Origin of the sequence: Arthrobacter sp. C2, from assembly GCA_024207135.1 — a bacterium.
Lineage (GTDB): Bacteria > Actinomycetota > Actinomycetes > Actinomycetales > Micrococcaceae > Paeniglutamicibacter.
Genome location: CP042428.1, coordinates 224,201 through 239,228, shown reverse-complemented (window position 1 = coordinate 239,228; position 15,028 = coordinate 224,201). Strand labels below are relative to the sequence as shown.

The 15,028-nt window shown below is 66.2% G+C and carries 15 protein-coding genes; 4 read left to right on the top strand and 11 right to left on the bottom strand.

The genetic code is table 11. The features are described from left to right. The first annotated feature begins 58 nt into the window (after nucleotides 1–58). Nucleotides 59–913 carry a 3-methyl-2-oxobutanoate hydroxymethyltransferase gene (panB, locus tag FPY90_RS01065; protein WP_071213491.1) on the top strand — a complete coding sequence of 285 codons (855 nt, stop codon included), beginning with the start codon at nucleotides 59–61 and terminating at the stop codon, nucleotides 911–913. Between the two features lie 22 nt (nucleotides 914–935). Here the strand turns inward: panB and FPY90_RS01060 are convergent, their stop codons facing one another. Beyond that, nucleotides 936–1,130 (bottom strand): hypothetical protein, encoded by a 195-nt coding sequence (locus FPY90_RS01060; RefSeq protein WP_071213492.1) that lies wholly within the window; start codon nucleotides 1,128–1,130, stop codon nucleotides 936–938. 135 nt (nucleotides 1,131–1,265) lie between these two features. On the opposite strand from FPY90_RS01060, the gene map reads away from it, so the two are divergent. After that, nucleotides 1,266–2,141, top strand: coding sequence for a type I methionyl aminopeptidase (gene map, locus FPY90_RS01055; RefSeq protein WP_071213493.1), 876 nt, complete (start codon nucleotides 1,266–1,268; stop codon nucleotides 2,139–2,141). A 54-nt stretch (nucleotides 2,142–2,195) separates the two neighbouring features. Beyond that, entirely contained in the window at nucleotides 2,196–2,978 is a 783-nt protein-coding gene (gene ppgK, locus FPY90_RS01050; protein ID WP_071213494.1) for a polyphosphate--glucose phosphotransferase, read from the top strand. A 122-nt stretch (nucleotides 2,979–3,100) separates the two neighbouring features. On the opposite strand, the gene nrdR is transcribed toward ppgK, so the two are convergent. Both nrdR and hisD read right to left on the bottom strand, forming a co-directional pair. Next, entirely contained in the window at nucleotides 3,101–3,589 is a 489-nt protein-coding gene (gene nrdR, locus FPY90_RS01045) for a transcriptional regulator NrdR (protein ID WP_071213495.1), read from the bottom strand. A gap of 150 nt (nucleotides 3,590–3,739) precedes the next feature. Then, nucleotides 3,740–5,101 (bottom strand): histidinol dehydrogenase, encoded by a 1,362-nt coding sequence (gene hisD / locus FPY90_RS01040; RefSeq protein ID WP_071213496.1) that lies wholly within the window; start codon nucleotides 5,099–5,101, stop codon nucleotides 3,740–3,742. Nucleotides 5,102–5,266: 165 nt separating this feature from the next. On the opposite strand from hisD, the gene FPY90_RS01035 reads away from it, so the two are divergent. After that, nucleotides 5,267–5,770: an SRPBCC domain-containing protein gene (locus FPY90_RS01035; protein ID WP_498683364.1), complete on the top strand. Its 504-nt coding sequence runs from the start codon at nucleotides 5,267–5,269 to the stop codon at nucleotides 5,768–5,770. 42 nt (nucleotides 5,771–5,812) lie between these two features. Here the strand turns inward: FPY90_RS01035 and dnaE are convergent, their stop codons facing one another. The 8 genes from dnaE to ftsZ form a co-directional block, all read right to left on the bottom strand. Continuing rightward, nucleotides 5,813–9,322 carry a DNA polymerase III subunit alpha gene (dnaE, locus tag FPY90_RS01030; protein ID WP_071213498.1) on the bottom strand — a complete coding sequence of 1,170 codons (3,510 nt, stop codon included), beginning with the start codon at nucleotides 9,320–9,322 and terminating at the stop codon, nucleotides 5,813–5,815. Between the two features lie 154 nt (nucleotides 9,323–9,476). Then, nucleotides 9,477–10,415: an RluA family pseudouridine synthase gene (locus FPY90_RS01025; RefSeq protein ID WP_071213499.1), complete on the bottom strand. Its 939-nt coding sequence runs from the start codon at nucleotides 10,413–10,415 to the stop codon at nucleotides 9,477–9,479. Beyond that, complete coding sequence (gene lspA / locus FPY90_RS01020; protein ID WP_083411000.1) at nucleotides 10,412–11,002, bottom strand: signal peptidase II; 591 nt, start codon at nucleotides 11,000–11,002, stop codon at nucleotides 10,412–10,414. The genes FPY90_RS01025 and lspA overlap by 4 nt, the downstream gene beginning before the upstream one ends. An 87-nt stretch (nucleotides 11,003–11,089) precedes the next feature. Continuing rightward, nucleotides 11,090–11,779 carry a DivIVA domain-containing protein gene (locus FPY90_RS01015; RefSeq protein WP_071213500.1) on the bottom strand — a complete coding sequence of 230 codons (690 nt, stop codon included), beginning with the start codon at nucleotides 11,777–11,779 and terminating at the stop codon, nucleotides 11,090–11,092. A 214-nt stretch (nucleotides 11,780–11,993) separates the two neighbouring features. Next, nucleotides 11,994–12,299: a YggT family protein gene (locus FPY90_RS01010; RefSeq protein ID WP_071213501.1), complete on the bottom strand. Its 306-nt coding sequence runs from the start codon at nucleotides 12,297–12,299 to the stop codon at nucleotides 11,994–11,996. A gap of 21 nt (nucleotides 12,300–12,320) precedes the next feature. Further along, nucleotides 12,321–12,854, bottom strand: a complete 534-nt coding sequence (locus tag FPY90_RS01005; RefSeq protein WP_071213502.1) for a cell division protein SepF — start codon at nucleotides 12,852–12,854, stop codon at nucleotides 12,321–12,323. 180 nt (nucleotides 12,855–13,034) lie between these two features. Next, nucleotides 13,035–13,778: a purine nucleoside phosphorylase YfiH/LACC1 family protein gene (locus FPY90_RS01000; RefSeq protein ID WP_071213503.1), complete on the bottom strand. Its 744-nt coding sequence runs from the start codon at nucleotides 13,776–13,778 to the stop codon at nucleotides 13,035–13,037. A 38-nt stretch (nucleotides 13,779–13,816) separates the two neighbouring features. Continuing rightward, the gene (gene ftsZ, locus FPY90_RS00995) at nucleotides 13,817–14,986 is read right to left on the bottom strand and encodes a cell division protein FtsZ (protein ID WP_071213504.1); all 1,170 of its coding nucleotides are present in this window, start codon (nucleotides 14,984–14,986) and stop codon (nucleotides 13,817–13,819) included. Between the last annotated feature and the right edge of the window lie 42 nt (nucleotides 14,987–15,028).

Sequence of the window (15,028 nt, the reverse complement as noted above, 5' to 3'; positions counted from 1 at the left end):
TTTTGCGTTCATGACACGGAACGACTGCTTCACCTGGATGTGCATTAGTCTCTTGCCCATGAGTGCTCATCCTTCCACACCAGCAAATCCAGCCTCCCCCGGACCTGCATCCACCGCCCGCATCCGGCTGCACCACCTGCAGTCGGCCAAGGTCCAGGGTGCGAAGTTCGCGATGCTCACCGCCTACGACACCATGATGGCTTCCATCTTCGATTCCGCCGGCATCGAGGTGCTGCTGGTGGGCGACTCGGCGGCAAACACCGTGATGGGATACTCCTCCACGTTGCCGATCACCCTTGACGACATGGTTGTCTTCGCCAAGTCGGTGGTTTCCGGGGCCAAGCGCGCCCTGGTGGTGTGCGACCTTCCGTTCGGTTCCTACGAGGTGTCGCCCGAACAGGCCGTGGCCTCGGCGGTGAAGCTGATGAAGGAGGGCGGGGTCCAGGCGGTCAAGCTCGAGGGCGGGGCGTATTTCGTCCCGCACGTGCGGGCGCTGGTCGCCGCCGGCGTGCCGGTGATGGCGCACATCGGCTTCACCCCGCAGTCCGAACATGCCCTGGGCGGCTACCGGGTGCAGGGCCGCGGCGATGCGGCCGACGCGATGGTTGCCGACGCCCAGGCGCTGGAGGCCGCCGGCGCGTTTGCCGTGCTGATGGAAATGGTTCCCACCGAAACCGCAGCCCGGGTCGATGCGTCCCTGCACGTTCCCACCGTGGGCATCGGTGCCGGCGGCGCCACGACCGGGCAGGTGCTGGTGTGGCAGGACATGCTCGGGCTCGGCGCGGGCAAGGGCGCCCGCTTCGTGAAGAAGTACGCGGACCTGCGCTCGGTGGTGGCAGGTGCCGCCGCCGCATACCACGACGAGGTCCTCGGCGGCGTCTTCCCGGGACCGGAACACGAGTTCGGGCAGTAGCGGGGCCCGCCCGCTCCCTTCCCTACTCTTCGTCTTCCTCGTCGGCCTCGTCCCACTGTTCGTTGCGTTCGCGCACCTTGCTCATGGCAAGTTCGGCCTCGGCCCGCGACTTGTAGGGGCCCAGGAGCTTAGACCAATCCCCCTGCGGACCGGACTCCACCTGGCCTGTGGTGATGTTGAACCAGAATTCGCCCTCGCCGGGCAATGCTCCACTCATCGGGACTGACCCACCTTTCGTTCCTGCATCGTGACTCGGTATGCCACCACCCTACCGCCGGGAGGCCGCGCAGCGCCGTGCGAAACGTAAATGCGCCGTGGCTTGGGGTCCCGTCACACCGCTAGAATGGAAACCATGCCTTTAGCTTCAACCGCGCCCATTGGTTCCCTGGTTCCAGGGACCCCCACTCCGCAACGCACCGTCCCCGCCTCGATCCCCCGCCCCGAATACGTCGGGCGCCCCGCACCGCGAAAGTCCGATGCCCCGGAAGTCCGCTCCCCGGAGATCATCGCCAAGATGCGCGTGGCCTCCAAGATCGCGGCCCAGGCACTGGCCGAGGTCGGCCGTGCCATCGTCCCGGGTGTCACCACCGACGAGCTGGACAGGATCGGGCACGAGTTCCTGCTGGACCACAAGGCCTACCCCTCGACCCTGGGGTACCGCGGCTTCACCAAGTCATTGTGCGCCTCGATCAACGAGGTCATCTGCCACGGCATCCCGGACACCACCGTGGTGCAGGACGGGGACATCGTGAACATCGACATCACCGCGTTCATCGGTGGGGTCCACGGCGACACCAATGCCACGTTCCTGGCCGGGGACGTTGACGAGGAATCCCGGCTGCTGGTCGAGCGCACCGAGGAATCCCTGCGCCGGGCCATCAAGTCGGTCATGCCGGGCCGGGAGATCAACGTCATCGGCCGCACCATCTCCGCCTACGCAAAACGCTTCGGCTATGGCGTGGTGCGGGACTTCACCGGCCACGGCGTGGCAGAATCCTTCCATACCGGCTTGATCATCCCGCACTACGATGCCGCACCGGCCTACAGCCAGCTCATCGAAGAGGGCATGACGTTCACCATCGAACCCATGCTCACCCTCGGCACCATCGAGTGGGACATGTGGGACGACGGCTGGACCGCCACCACCAAGGACCGCAAGCGGACCGCACAATTTGAACACACCTTGCTCGTCAACGAGGACGGCGCCGAAATCCTGACCCTGCCCTAGCGCAGGTCACCACCCGCCCCGTCAAGAACCCGTTCGAGAAGGAAACCCCACCGCATGACACACAGCGCCTCCACCCCGACTCCCCTGGCCATCGGCATCGACATCGGTGGCACCGGCATCAAGGGCGGCATCGTCGACCTCTCGATCGGGAAGCTGGTCGGCGAACGCGTCCGCATCGATACCCCGCAGCCCGCCACCCCGGCCGCGGTGGCCGAGGTCGTTGCCAAGATCGTGGCCGAGCTCGATGCCCGCGGGGATGCCCCCGGCGCCGGGACCCCGGTGGGCGTCACCTTCCCGGCGATCATCCACCGCGGCGTGGCGCGCTCGGCGGCCAACGTGGACCAGTCGTGGATCGGCACGGACGTCGATGCGCTGTTCACCGAGCAGCTGGGGCGCCCGGTCCATGTCATGAACGACGCCGACGCCGCCGGACTGGCCGAGGTGCACTTCGGTGCGGGCGCCGGTGTCGACGGGACGGTGCTGGTCATCACCCTGGGCACGGGCATCGGCTCGGCCCTGATCCACAACGGCGTTCTGGTTCCCAACGTGGAACTCGGGCACCTGGAGATCGACGCGGTCATCGCCGAGGCCCGCGCCTCGGCGTCGGCCCGCGAGCGCGAGGGCTTGTCCTGGGACGAGTACGCGGTGCGCCTGCAGCGTTTCTTCTCCCACGTGGAGTTCCTCTTCTCCCCCACCCTGTTCATCATCGGCGGCGGGATCTCCAAGCGCGCCGACGACTACCTGCCGCAGCTTTCGATCGCCACCCCGATCACCACGGCGAAGTCCAAGAACAATGCCGGGATCGTCGGTGCGGCATTGCAGTCGGCGCTGTCCTAGACCTTACGGGCGCAAAAACAACGGCGGGCCCCCTGCCATCCCCATTCACGTTTCGGTGGAGGGAATGGCCAGGCGGCCCGCCGTTTGCGGTTGATGCCACGGGCCCCTGCGGGCCTTCCGTCCTAGCGGGCGCCGAGCGGGCGCTGGTGCCCCACCGGCCGGGTCTCGCGTTCGGCCCGCAGCTTGGCGATGGCCAGCTCGAAGTCCTCGAGCGACTTGAAGTCCTGGTAGACGCTGGCAAAGCGCAGGTAGGCCACCTCGTCGAGGCGCTGCAGCGGGGCAAGGATTGCCAGCCCGACCTCGCGGGCGTTGATTTCCGCCGCTCCGCTGGAGCGCACCGCTTCCTCGACCTCCTGGGCCAGCATGGCCAGGTCGTCGTCCGTGACGGGCCGGCCCTGGCAGGCCTTGCGCACGCCGTTGATGACCTTCGCGCGGCTGAACGGCTCGGCCACCCCGGAACGCTTGAGCACGTTCAGGCTGGTGGTCTCGGCGGTGCTGAACCGGCGTCCGCAGGCGGCGCACTGCCGGCGGCGGCGGATCGCGGTGCCGTCGTCGGTCAGCCGGCTGTCCACGACGCGCGAATCGGTGTGCCTGCAATAGGGACAGTACATGGCACCCCTTTCTCGGGTCTTTTTGCCGGGCACATACGTGCCCGGGATCAGTTTAGGGCCATATATAGCCTAATCACAACAATGTGATTACCACATGTTGTGGTCGTACTCACAATCAGGCACCATTGCGGCCGGGTTGCCCCGGGCGCCTCACGGGAAGCGGATGGCCACCGCGTCCCCGTGGGCCGGCAGGTCCTCGGCGTTGGCCAGCGCGATCACGTGCGGTGCCACCGTGGCCAGGGCGGCACGGTCGTAGTCGATGACCTGGATGGCCTTCAGGAAGGTGTTCACGTTCAACCCCGAGGCGAAGGCCGCGGTGCCGCTGGTCGGCAGGACGTGGTTGGAGCCGGCGCAGTAGTCCCCCAGGCTCACCGGGGCGTTGGGCCCGACGAACACGGCACCCGCCGCGGTGATCCTCGCGGCGTCGGCTGCCGCGTCGGCCGTGTGGATTTCCAGGTGCTCGGCGGCGTACACGTTGCACACGGCGATCCCGGCGGCGACGTCGTCGACCAGGATGATCGCCGACTGGTTCCCGCCCAGCGCGATGCGCACCCGCTCGGAGTGCTTCGTGGTGGCGCACTGGTTTTCCAGCGCCTCGCGCACCGCCTCGGCAAGCGCCGGGGAATCGGTGACCAGCACCGCGGCGGCGTTGGGGTCGTGCTCGGCCTGCGAGACCATGTCGGCGGCGATGAAGGCGGGGTTCGCCGTGGCGTCGGCAAGGATGGCGATCTCGGTGGGCCCGGCCTCGGCGTCGATGCCGACCACGCCCTTGACCAGGCGCTTGGCGGTGGCCACGAAGAGGTTCCCGGGACCCGTGACCACGTCCACGGGCTCGATGGCCAGCGCCGGGTCCATTTCAGCGCCGGCCGGGACGCCGTAGGCGAAGGCGGCAATGGCCTGGGCCCCGCCGATGGCGTGGACCTCGCCGACGCCCAGCAACTGGGCGGCGGCCAGGATCACGGGGTGGGGCAGCCCGCCGAACTCCTTCTGCGGGGGCGAGGCGATGGCCAGGGAGCCGACGCCAGCGGCCAGGGCCGGCACCGCGTTCATGATCACCGAGCTGGGGTACACGGCCAGCCCGCCCGGGACGTACAGGCCCACCCGGCGCACCGGGACCCAGCGCTGGGTGACGGCGGCACCGGCGCCGTATTCGACGCGGGTCTCGCCGGGCACCTGGGCCGCGGCAAAGACGCGGGCCCGGGCGATGGATTCCTCCAGGCCCGCCCGCACCTCGGGGTCAAGCTCCGCCAGCGCCCGTTCCATGGCGTCTGCCGGGACCCGGGTGTGGTCCTGCTGCACGCCGTCGAACTGCTCGGCCAGCTCGGACAGCGCGGAGAATCCGTCGGTGCGCACGCGGCGGATGATCGATTCGACCGCTTCTGCCGCGGTGGCGAAGTTCAGTTCCGGGCGCGGCAGCACCGCCTTGAGGCTGGCATGGTCCAGGGCGGCACCTCGCAGGTCGAGGTCCTGGAGCGCGGAAAAGGTCTGGGGGCGTACGTTGGAAGTCACCATGCCAGTTTATCGCGAGCCGGGCCCGGGTGCGGCAGCCGAGGCCGCAGAGGACTCCGGCGTCGTAATCCCGGTGCCACCGGGCCCATGTTCCTGTCCGCCGCCGTGCCCGGTGGCCTAGGCTTCTTCCAGGACCAAACCATCGATGGGCAAAGGAAACAATTCACCATGCGCGAGGCAAACGGATCGACACAATTGCACGAGGGCAAGTCCCGGATCGTCATCACCCGCTCCGTGGAGGTAACTCCGCAGCGGCTTTGGGAAACCTTCACTGACGCCACCGCCCTGGCCGGGTGGATCGGGGTGCTGCGCACCGACGAGGCCACCGGCAAGCGCACCTTCTCCATGCTCGAGGGCGGGCAGGAATCGGATCCCGAGGAATTGGACATCACCCGGTGCCGGGCGCCGCACGAACTCGAGTACACCACGACCAGCAAGTTCGGCGGCTGGGGCATGGGCCTGGTCATCCGGCCGGCCGCCGGCGGGTGCGAGCTGGAATTCCACCAGGTGCTCGGTGATGCGGACGACCCGCGGAACATGGGGCCGGGCTGGGAATACTACATGCAACGGGCTATCGCCCACACCCTGGGGGAAGACCCGGACGAGGTGGCGTGGGACGAATTCTATCCCGCGCTGGCCGACGCCTACGCCCCGGCGCCCGGGCAGCAGTAGCCGCGCCGGTGCCGCGGCCGCGGCGCAGCGGGGACCAGGGCCCTAGCCGTCCAGGCAGGTGGGGCCCAGCAGCACCTTGAGGTCCCCGAAGAGCGCGGAGTTCGGGTTGACCCGGTATTCCATGCCCAGGCGCACCAGCGAGGTCCCGCGGGTGCTGTGCAGCTTCACCCGCACCTCGGTGGTGCCCTGGTGCACGCGCAGCACGTCGCCGAGGGCGGAGATGACTTCCTCGGTGGCCTTGTGGTTGGCCATGGAAATGACCACCGGCCCGCCCTCGCCGTCCTCGCTGATTTCCGGGACCGTGAGCTCCTGGGCGTTGAGCGTGATGGAGCCGTCGTCGCGTTTCTGCACCCGGCCCTTGACCACCACGATCAGGTCCTCGGCCAGCACGTTGGCGATCGGGGCGTAGGCGTTGCCGAAGAACATGGTTTCCATGGACCCGGAGAGGTCCTCGATCTCGCAGCGCGCGTACGGGTTGCCGGACTTCTTGGCGATGCGGCGCTGCAGCGAGGTGATCATGCCGCAGATGGTGACGGTGTGCCCGTCCTGCGGCCCGTCGTCGGAGAGCACCTGGGTGACGGACATGTCGGCGTTTTGGGCCAGCAGCCCGCCCAGTCCCTTGAGCGGGTGGTCCGAGACATACAGGCCCAGCATGTCGCGTTCGAAGGCGAGCTTGTCCTTCTTTTCCCAGTCCGGCAGGTCCGGGACCGCGACGGTCATGCCGGCCGCGGCGGTCGGGTCGTCGAACGCGCTGAAGAGGTCGAACTGGTTGGCGGCCTCGTTGCGTTTGACCGCGATGACCGAGTCCACGGCCTCTTCGTGGATGGCGACCAGGGCGCGGCGCGCGTGGCCCATGGAGTCGAAGGCCCCGGCCTTGATCAGCGATTCGATGGTGCGCTTGTTGCAGACCACCGCGGGGACCTTTTGCAGGAAGTCCGCGAAGTTCTCGAAGTTGCCCTTTTCGGCCCGGGCCTCGACCAGGGCGTTGACGACGTTGGCGCCGACGTTGCGGATGGCCCCCATGCCGAAGCGGATGTCGGTGCCGACCGGGGTGAAGTTCAGCGCCGATTCGTTCACGTCGGGCGCCAGCACGGTGATGCCCATGTGCCGGCATTCGTTCAGGTACATGGCCGTCTTGTCCTTGTCGTCCGCGACGGACGTCAGCAGGGCAGCCATGTATTCGGAGGGGTAGTGGGCCTTGAGGTACGCGGTCCAGTAGGAGATCACGCCGTAGGCGGCCGAGTGCGCCTTGTTGAAGGCGTAGTCGGAGAAGGGAAGCAGGATGTCCCACAGGGCCTTGACGGCCTCCATGCTGTACCCGTTGTCGATCATGCCCTGGGAGAAGCCGGCAAACTGCTTGTCCAGTTCCGATTTCTTCTTCTTGCCCATGGCGCGGCGCAAGATGTCTGCCTGGCCCAGCGAGAAGCCGGCCAGTTTCTGCGCGATGGACATGACCTGCTCCTGGTACACGATCAGGCCGTAGGTGGTTCCCAGGATCTCCCGCAGCGGTTCCAGGAGGGTCGGGTGGATCGGGGTTTCTTCCTGGAGCTTGTTCTTGCGCAACGCGTAGTTGTTGTGCGAGTTCGCGCCCATCGGGCCCGGGCGGTACAGCGCGAGCACCGCGGAGATGTCTTCGAAGTTGTCCGGGCGCATGAGCTTGAGCAGCGAGCGCATGGGCCCGCCGTCGAGCTGGAACACGCCCAGGGTGTCGCCGCGGGCCATCAGTTCGTAGGCACCGGCGTCGTCGAGTTCCAGGCGCTCCAGGTCCAGGTCAACGCCCTGGTTCGCCTTCATGTTTTCCAGGGCGTCGGAGATGATGGTGAGGTTGCGCAACCCCAGGAAGTCCATCTTGATCAGCCCCAGGCCTTCGCAGGTCGGGTAGTCGAATTGCGTGATGACCTGGCCGTCCTGGATGCGGCGCATGATCGGGATGACGTCGATGATCGGGTCCGAGCTCATGATGACCCCGGCGGCGTGCACGCCCCATTGGCGTTTGAGCCCCTCCAGGCCCTTGGCGGTCTCGAAGACGCGCGCGGCTTCCGGGTCGGTGGCCACCAACTGGCGGAAGTCCCCGGCCTCGGAGTAGCGCTTGGACTTGGGGTCCTCGATGTCGTTGAGCGGGATGTCCTTGGCCATGACGGCCGGGGGCAGCGCCTTGGTCAGCTGCTCGCCCATGGAGAAGGGGTAGCCCAGCACGCGCGAGGAGTCCTTCAGCGCCTGCTTGGTCTTGATCGACCCGTAGGTCACGATCATGGACACGCGTTCGTCGCCGTACTTCTCGGTGACGTACCTGATCACTTCCGAGCGGCGCCTATCATCGAAGTCGACGTCGAAGTCGGGCATGGAGACGCGCTCGGGGTTCAGGAAGCGTTCGAAGATCAGCCCGTGGTGCAGCGGGTCGAGGTCGGTGATGCGCATGGCGTACGCGACCATGGACCCGGCGCCGGAGCCGCGCCCGGGTCCCACGCGGATGCCGTTGTCCTTGGACCAGTTGATGAAGTCGGCCACGACCAGGAAGTAGCCGGGGAAGCCCATCTTGATGATGACGTCCAGCTCGTAGTCAGCCTGGCGTCGCACGTCGTCCGGGATGCCGTTGGGGTAGCGGTAGTGCAGCCCGGCGTCGACTTCCTTGATCAGCCAACTGGTCTCGTCCTCCCCAGGCGGGCAGGGGAAGCGCGGCATGTAGTTGGCGCTGGTGTCGAAGGAGACCTCGGCGCGCTCGGCGATCAGCAGGGTGTTGTCGCAGGCATCGGGCATTTCCCGGAATAGGTGGCGCATTTCGGCCGGGGACTTGAGGTAGTAGCCGGAACCGGAGAAGGCGAAGCGCGAACCGCCCTGGTCGTACGTCGGCTCGTCCAGCGTGGACCCGGAGTTGATGGCCAGCAGCGCCTCGTGGGCCGGGGCGTCGTGCTCGTGGGTGTAGTGCAGGTCGTTGGTGGCAAGCCGCGGGATGTTCAGTTCCTTGGCCAGGCGCAGCAGGTCCTGGGTGACCCGGCGTTCGATGTCCAGGCCGTGGTCCATGAACTCGCAGAAGTAGTTTTCCTTGCCGAACAGGTCCTGGAACTCGGCGGCGGCCGCCTTGGCCTCGTTGTACTGGCCCAGGCGGAGCTTGGTCTGCACCTCTCCGGACGGGCAGCCGGTGGTGGCGATGATGCCCTCGTGGTAGGTGTTCAGCAGGTCGCGGTCAAGGCGCGGGTACTTGCCGAAGACCGAGTCGAGCGAGGCGATGGAGGAGGCCTTGAACAGGTTCTTCATGCCGGTGTTGTTGTAGCTCAACAGCGTCATGTGGGTGTAGAGGCCACCGCCGGAGACGTCGTCGCGGCGCTGGGACTCGTCGGTGCGCCACTTCACGCGGGTCTTGTCGTCGCGCGCGGTGCCCGGGGTGACATAGGCCTCGATGCCGATGATCGGCTTGACGCCGGCGGCGGTCGCCTTGGACCAGAAGTCGAAGGCACCGAACAAATAGCCGTGGTCGGTGGTGGCCAGGGCGGTCATCCCGAGCCGGTTGGTCTCTTCAAAGAGTTCTGTCAGGCGCGCAGCACCGTCAAGCATTGAATATTCGGTGTGCGTGTGAAGGTGTACGAATCCATCGCGATTAGAGCTAGCCACCGATCCAGTCTAGGCCGTTGAGTCAAGCAATGCTGGCCAATCGAACCGGATGTGAATAGCGGCACCCGAAGCCGTGCCGCGGGTGCCGCCGAAGGTCCTAGAAGGTGCCGTCGCGCAGCATTTCCAGGGCGTTGTTCAGATCCAGCGGGTATTCACTGGTGTATTCGACCCATTCGCCGCTCACCGGGTGGAAGAAGCCCAGCCGCTGGGCGTGCAGCCACTGCCGGGTCAGGCCCAGTGCGGCGGCCAGCTTCGGGTCGGCCCCGTAGGTCTGGTCCCCTGCGCAGGGGTGGCGCAGGGCGGAGAAATGCACGCGGATCTGGTGGGTGCGCCCGGTTTCCAGGTTGACCTCCACCAGCGAGGCCCGGCCGAAGGCCTCGATGACCTTGTAGTGGGTCACCGAGTCGCGGCCGTCCTCGACGACGGCGAACTTCCAGTCGTGGCCCGGGTGCCGTCCCAGCGGGGCGTTGATGGTGCCCTCGAGCGGGTCGGGCAGGCCCTGGACCACTGCGTGGTAGATCTTTTTCGGGGTGCGTTCCTTGAAGGCGCGCTTGAGTGCCGTGTAGGCGCGTTCGGTCTTGGCGACGACCATCAGGCCGCTGGTCCCGACGTCCAGGCGGTGGACGATGCCTTGCCGTTCGGAGGCGCCGGAAGTGGAAATCCGGTAGCCCGCGGCCATCAGGGCCCCGACGACGGTGGGCCCGACCCAGCCCGGCGAGGGGTGTGCGGCGACCCCCACGGGCTTGTCGATGACGACGTAGTCATCGTCGTCGGCAATGATCTTGAGGTCTTCCACGAGTTCTACCCTGATTTCTAGTGGGTCCGGACGAAGCGGGATGAAGACTTCGATGGTTGCCCCCGCAGGGGCCTTGCGGGACTTCCCCAGGGCCTTCCCGGCCATGGTGACGTTGCCTTCGCTGCACAGCAGTGCCGCCTGGCCACGGGAGATGCCCAGCCGTTGGACCAGGAAGGCATCGATGCGCGTGCCGGCTTCTTCCTCGGAGACCTGGAGTGTTTCGGTGCGTTCGCCGTTCACGGCTTCTCCTGCGTATCGGTCCCGGGCTTGTTCTTGGAGCCGGACCTGCTGCCGTCGAGCTCCCGGCCGGTGAACAGCAGGAGGCAGATGGCGACCATCGAACAGACGATGAACATGTCCGCGACGTTGAAGATGGCAAAGTTGGGCAGGGCGATGAAGTCGACCACGTGTCCGTGCCCGAAGGACGGCGGACGGAACAGCCGGTCGGTGAGGTTTCCCGCGACCCCGCCCATCAGCCCGCCCAGGGCCAGTGCCCAGGACCAGACGCGGACCTTGCGCACCAGGAAGATCGCGACATAGAGCAGCACTGCGGCCTGGATGATGGTGAAGATCCAGGTGACGCCCTCGCCCATGGAGAAGGCGGCACCGGAGTTCTTGATGAAGTACCAGCGCAGCAGCGGCGGGAAGACATCGATCACCTGGCCCTCGTACATGCTGGTTTCAACGATGCGCTTGGTGAACTGGTCGAGGACCAGCGCCAGGACGGCCAGGGTGCTCGTGGCGAGCACCAGGTGGCGCCGGGTGGCGCTGCCTGCCGCGGGCTTGGCGGCACCCTGTGGTGCCGGTGGTACGGAGCTGTTTTCCATCATGTCCTTTAACGCATTGTTGGCGGCCGGTAACCCGGCCGCCAACAATCTTAAGCCATCAATATGCGAGGCAAGTGGTGAAGCAGATTAGCCGTTGTCCTTGGCGTCTGCCGTGTCCATGGAGCCCTTGGCTTCGAGGTCGCGAAGCTGGCCCTCGATGTAGGTCTTCAGGCGTGCACGGTAGTCGCGTTCGAAGCCACGCAGCTGCTCGACCTTGCGCTCCAGGACAGTTTTCTGCTGTTCCAGGGCGGAGAGGGTCTTGCGGCTCTTCTCCTCGGCCTCGGAAACGAGGCTGTTGGCCTCGACCTGGGCTTCGGCGATGATCTTGTCACGCTGCTCGACACCCGCGGAGACGTATTCGTCGTGCAGGCGCTGGGCCATGGCGAGAACGCCTGCGGCCGATTCGGCGGTGGAGGCCTGGGCGGGAGCTGCTGCCGGGGCTGCTGCAACAACCTTGGCCGGCTCTGCCGCCTTGGGCGCTTCGGCTGCCTTGGGCTCTTCCTTCTTGACCTCGGGAGCCTTGGCTTCCTTGGGCTTGTCGGCCTCGGCAGGCTTGGCTGCCGGTGCGGCCGCCACAGGGGCAGGAACGGACTGTTCGCCTTCGCTGATGCCGGCTTCCGACAGGCGGCGACGCAGTTCGTCATTCTCCTGCGTCAGACGACGTAGCTCGACAACGATCTCGTCTAGGAAATCGTCAACCTCATCCTGATCGTAGCCTTCACGAAACTTCGTCGGCTGAAATCGCTTGTTGACTACATCTTCTGGCGTGAGAGCCATCTGGTCACCTCGATACTTGGTTCTCTCCTCGAACCGCTGAAGTGCGGCTCGAGTACACTTACCGTTTATTGGTGCGCAACCCGGTGCAGTCGTTGCGCCTAATGTGACAACACTATAACGACTGGGCCGGTAAAGGCTAAAGGCAACGCACTTTCTTTCTGAAAGTCTCTTGTCTTGGCCCTTGTCGCACCGTAATTCATGCCTCTCTCAAGGCCTATCCCTGCACCGTGGCCATGCCCAGGTTGTTCACAATAATCTTGAGCACGATGACGGCGAAGAACAAAATGATGAACGCCAGATCCAGGCGGATTCCCCCGAGATCCAGCGGTTTTATGCGCGAGCGCAACCAGCGCATCGGCGGGTCGGTGGTCTTGGCGATCAGCGAGACCGCGACCAGCGCCATGCCGCGCGGACGCCACGAGCGCGCAAACGACTCCGTGACATCAAGCACTATGCGCAACAGCAACATGACTTGCAGCACCGTCAGCACCACATACAGCAGTGCGAAAATTAGCTCCACTATTCCTACGAACCCTTGGACTTAGCTCTGGTTGAAAAACGTGGCCTGGTCTTCGGACTGTTTCTTGTCCTCACCCAGGACCTCGACCGTGGAGGGTGAAAGCAGGAACACCTTGTTGGTGACGCGCTCGATGCTGCCGTGCAGGGCAAAGACCAGCCCCGCGGAGAAATCAACCAGGCGCTTGGCGTCTGCTTCACCCATGTCCGTGACGTTCATGATGACGGGGATGCCATCACGGAAGTTCTCGCCAATGATTTTTGCATCATTGTAAGAACGTGGATGAACGGTGGTGATCTGACGCAATGAAGAGTCCTCGTCCCGTGCAGAAGGTGCGCGCTTGATGGGTGTTACCGGAGCCCGGTATTCGTTTTCGATGACAGGGCGGGGTGCCACTGGTGCTACCGGAGCAGGCTGTGCGGCAACCGGCTCTTCGCGGACCGGCTCGACAACACGCACTTCTTCACGCGCTTCAATGTCGTGCTTCTCGGCCTCGAAGTTCTCGTCACCCTCGGCGAGTCCCAGGTAGATCATTGTCTTGCGCAATGCGCCAGCCATGGTCTTCTCCTTTTGATCGTGCGCGGTCGGCGGTTTACCGAACCGCAAGTCTCTCCGCTAACTAGACGCTACAGCACCATTTGGCGGTGCCGGAGGACATTGGGGCGAATTGCGCGGTGTGTCGCACCGCGGGGGTTGTGCACGGGGCCCCGGAAGGCGGTGCCCGGGGTGGCCCGCGGCCTAGCGCCGTGCGCCCGGTCCGGTTTCCGGCGAACCCGGGGTGGCGGTGTCCCACACCAATCCGGCCAGGCGGCCGGTGCCTGGATCCCTGCGGTAGGAAAAGTAGTCCTCGTTCTCCAGGGTGCAGATCCCCGATTCGGTGACGCCGACGCCAAGGTCGCGTAGTTCGGCCGCCGCGGCGTGCGGCAGGTCCAGCCCGGTGGTTCCCTGGCGGGTTCTGGATCCGATCCCGGGGCGTTGCCCGCAGGCCTCGGCGGCCATGGCCTCGGGAACCTCGTAGCAGGACCCGCAGATGGCCGGCCCGATCCAGGCCTCGAGCTGCCGGGCCCCGGCCGCACGCAGGCGTTCGGCGGTGGCGCCCAGGATGCCGTCGAGCAGTCCGCGTCGTCCGGCGTGTGCGACCGCGCTGAGCGCGCCGTGCTCCCCGGTTCCGACGAAGACCACCGGAACGCAGTCGGCGACCATCACGGCCAGCGGCGACGCGGCGTCCGGGGAGAAGAGGGCGTCGCAGGTGAGAATCCCGGTGTCCCGGGATCCTTCGGCCACCTCAAGCACCGTGGCCGAGTGGATCTGGTTCATGTAGCTGAACCGCTTCGGGCCCAGGCCCAGGTCCTGTTCCAGATCGCGACGCCGCAGCAGCACGGCGTCGCGATCGTCCGGAACGTGGACGGCAAGGTTTCCTTCGGCCACGGAAGTGAATGCAATGTGCACGCTCGGGGCGAGCGTCGATTGGTATCGCAACATGGTGGGCCTTGAAGGATCCCTCTCCGGCGGTTTCCCGCCTACTTCAGGAAGTCGGGGACATCCAGGTCGTCGTTGGTGGCCGAGAGGTCCGGCTCAACGATGGCAGGGAGTTCCTCGAAGCCCGGCTCGGCCGTGGCAACCGCCGCGCGAACTTCCTCGCGCGCCGCAGCCGGTGCAGCCATCGGGGCGGCGGGTGCCGCTGCCGGGGCCGCAGGGGCGTTGCGGACCGCCGGTTGCACGGTCTGCGGGGCGCTGGTGGCGTCGACCTGGTCGAAGCCGGCGGCGATCACCGTTACGCGTGCCTCGTCGCCCAGGGCGTCGTCGATGACGGCACCGAAGATGATGTTGGCTTCCGGGTGTGCGACTTCCTGGACGAGGCGTGCGGCCTCGTTGATCTCGAACAGGCCGAGGTCCGAGCCGCCCTGGATGGACAGCAGGACGCCGTGGGCGCCGTCGATGGAGGCCTCGAGCAGCGGGGAGGCGATGGCGAGCTCGGCGGCCTTGACCGCGCGATCCTCGCCGCGTGCCGAGCCGATGCCCATGAGTGCCGAGCCGGCTCCCTGCATGACCGACTTCACATCGGCGAAGTCGAGGTTGATCAGGCCCGGGGTGGTGATCAGGTCGGTGATGCCCTGGACGCCGGAAAGCAGCACCTGGTCGGCCTGGCGGAAGGCGTCCAGGACCGAGACGTTGCGGTCGGAGATCGAAAGCAGGCGGTCGTTGGGGATGACGATGAGGGTGTCGACCTCGTCGCGCAGCGCCTCGATGCCGTTGTCGGCGCTGGTGGCGCGGCGACGGCCTTCGAAGGTGAACGGACGGGTGACCACGCCAATGGTCAGTGCGCCCAGACCGCGGGCGATGCGTGCGATGACCGGCGCGCCACCGGTACCGGTGCCACCGCCTTCACCGGCGGTGACGAAGACCATATCGGCCCCGCGCAGCACTTCCTCGATTTCCTCCGCGTGGTCCTCGGCTGCCTGGCGACCCACATCGGGGTTGGCACCGGCACCCAGGCCACGGGTAAGTTCGCGTCCCACATCGAGCTTGACGTCGGCATCGCTCATGAGCAATGCCTGCGCATCCGTGTTGATTGCAATAAATTCGACGCCTCGCAGGCCAACTTCGATCATGCGGTTGACGGCGTTGACGCCGCCACCGCCGATGCCGACGACCTTGATGACGGCGAGGTAGTTCTGTGGAGCTGCCACGTCCTGATTCCCTTGTTCGATGTGCTGCTGACCGAGGAAGCT

What these genes read in the sequence shown, in the direction of transcription:
- panB (WP_071213491.1), top strand. Translation starts at nt 59, where the DNA reads ATGAGTGCTCATCCTTCCACACCAGCAAATCCAGCCTCCCCCGGACCT.
- FPY90_RS01060 (WP_071213492.1), bottom strand. Translation starts at nt 1,130, where the DNA reads ATGAGTGGAGCATTGCCCGGCGAGGGCGAATTCTGGTTCAACATCACC.
- map (WP_071213493.1), top strand. Translation starts at nt 1,266, where the DNA reads ATGCCTTTAGCTTCAACCGCGCCCATTGGTTCCCTGGTTCCAGGGACC.
- ppgK (WP_071213494.1), top strand. Translation starts at nt 2,196, where the DNA reads ATGACACACAGCGCCTCCACCCCGACTCCCCTGGCCATCGGCATCGAC.
- nrdR (WP_071213495.1), bottom strand. Translation starts at nt 3,589, where the DNA reads ATGTACTGTCCCTATTGCAGGCACACCGATTCGCGCGTCGTGGACAGC.
- hisD (WP_071213496.1), bottom strand. Translation starts at nt 5,101, where the DNA reads ATGGTGACTTCCAACGTACGCCCCCAGACCTTTTCCGCGCTCCAGGAC.
- FPY90_RS01035 (WP_498683364.1), top strand. Translation starts at nt 5,267, where the DNA reads ATGCGCGAGGCAAACGGATCGACACAATTGCACGAGGGCAAGTCCCGG.
- dnaE (WP_071213498.1), bottom strand. Translation starts at nt 9,322, where the DNA reads ATGCTTGACGGTGCTGCGCGCCTGACAGAACTCTTTGAAGAGACCAAC.
- lspA (WP_083411000.1), bottom strand. Translation starts at nt 11,002, where the DNA reads ATGGAAAACAGCTCCGTACCACCGGCACCACAGGGTGCCGCCAAGCCC.
- FPY90_RS01015 (WP_071213500.1), bottom strand. Translation starts at nt 11,779, where the DNA reads ATGGCTCTCACGCCAGAAGATGTAGTCAACAAGCGATTTCAGCCGACG.
- FPY90_RS01005 (WP_071213502.1), bottom strand. Translation starts at nt 12,854, where the DNA reads ATGGCTGGCGCATTGCGCAAGACAATGATCTACCTGGGACTCGCCGAG.
- FPY90_RS01000 (WP_071213503.1), bottom strand. Translation starts at nt 13,778, where the DNA reads ATGTTGCGATACCAATCGACGCTCGCCCCGAGCGTGCACATTGCATTC.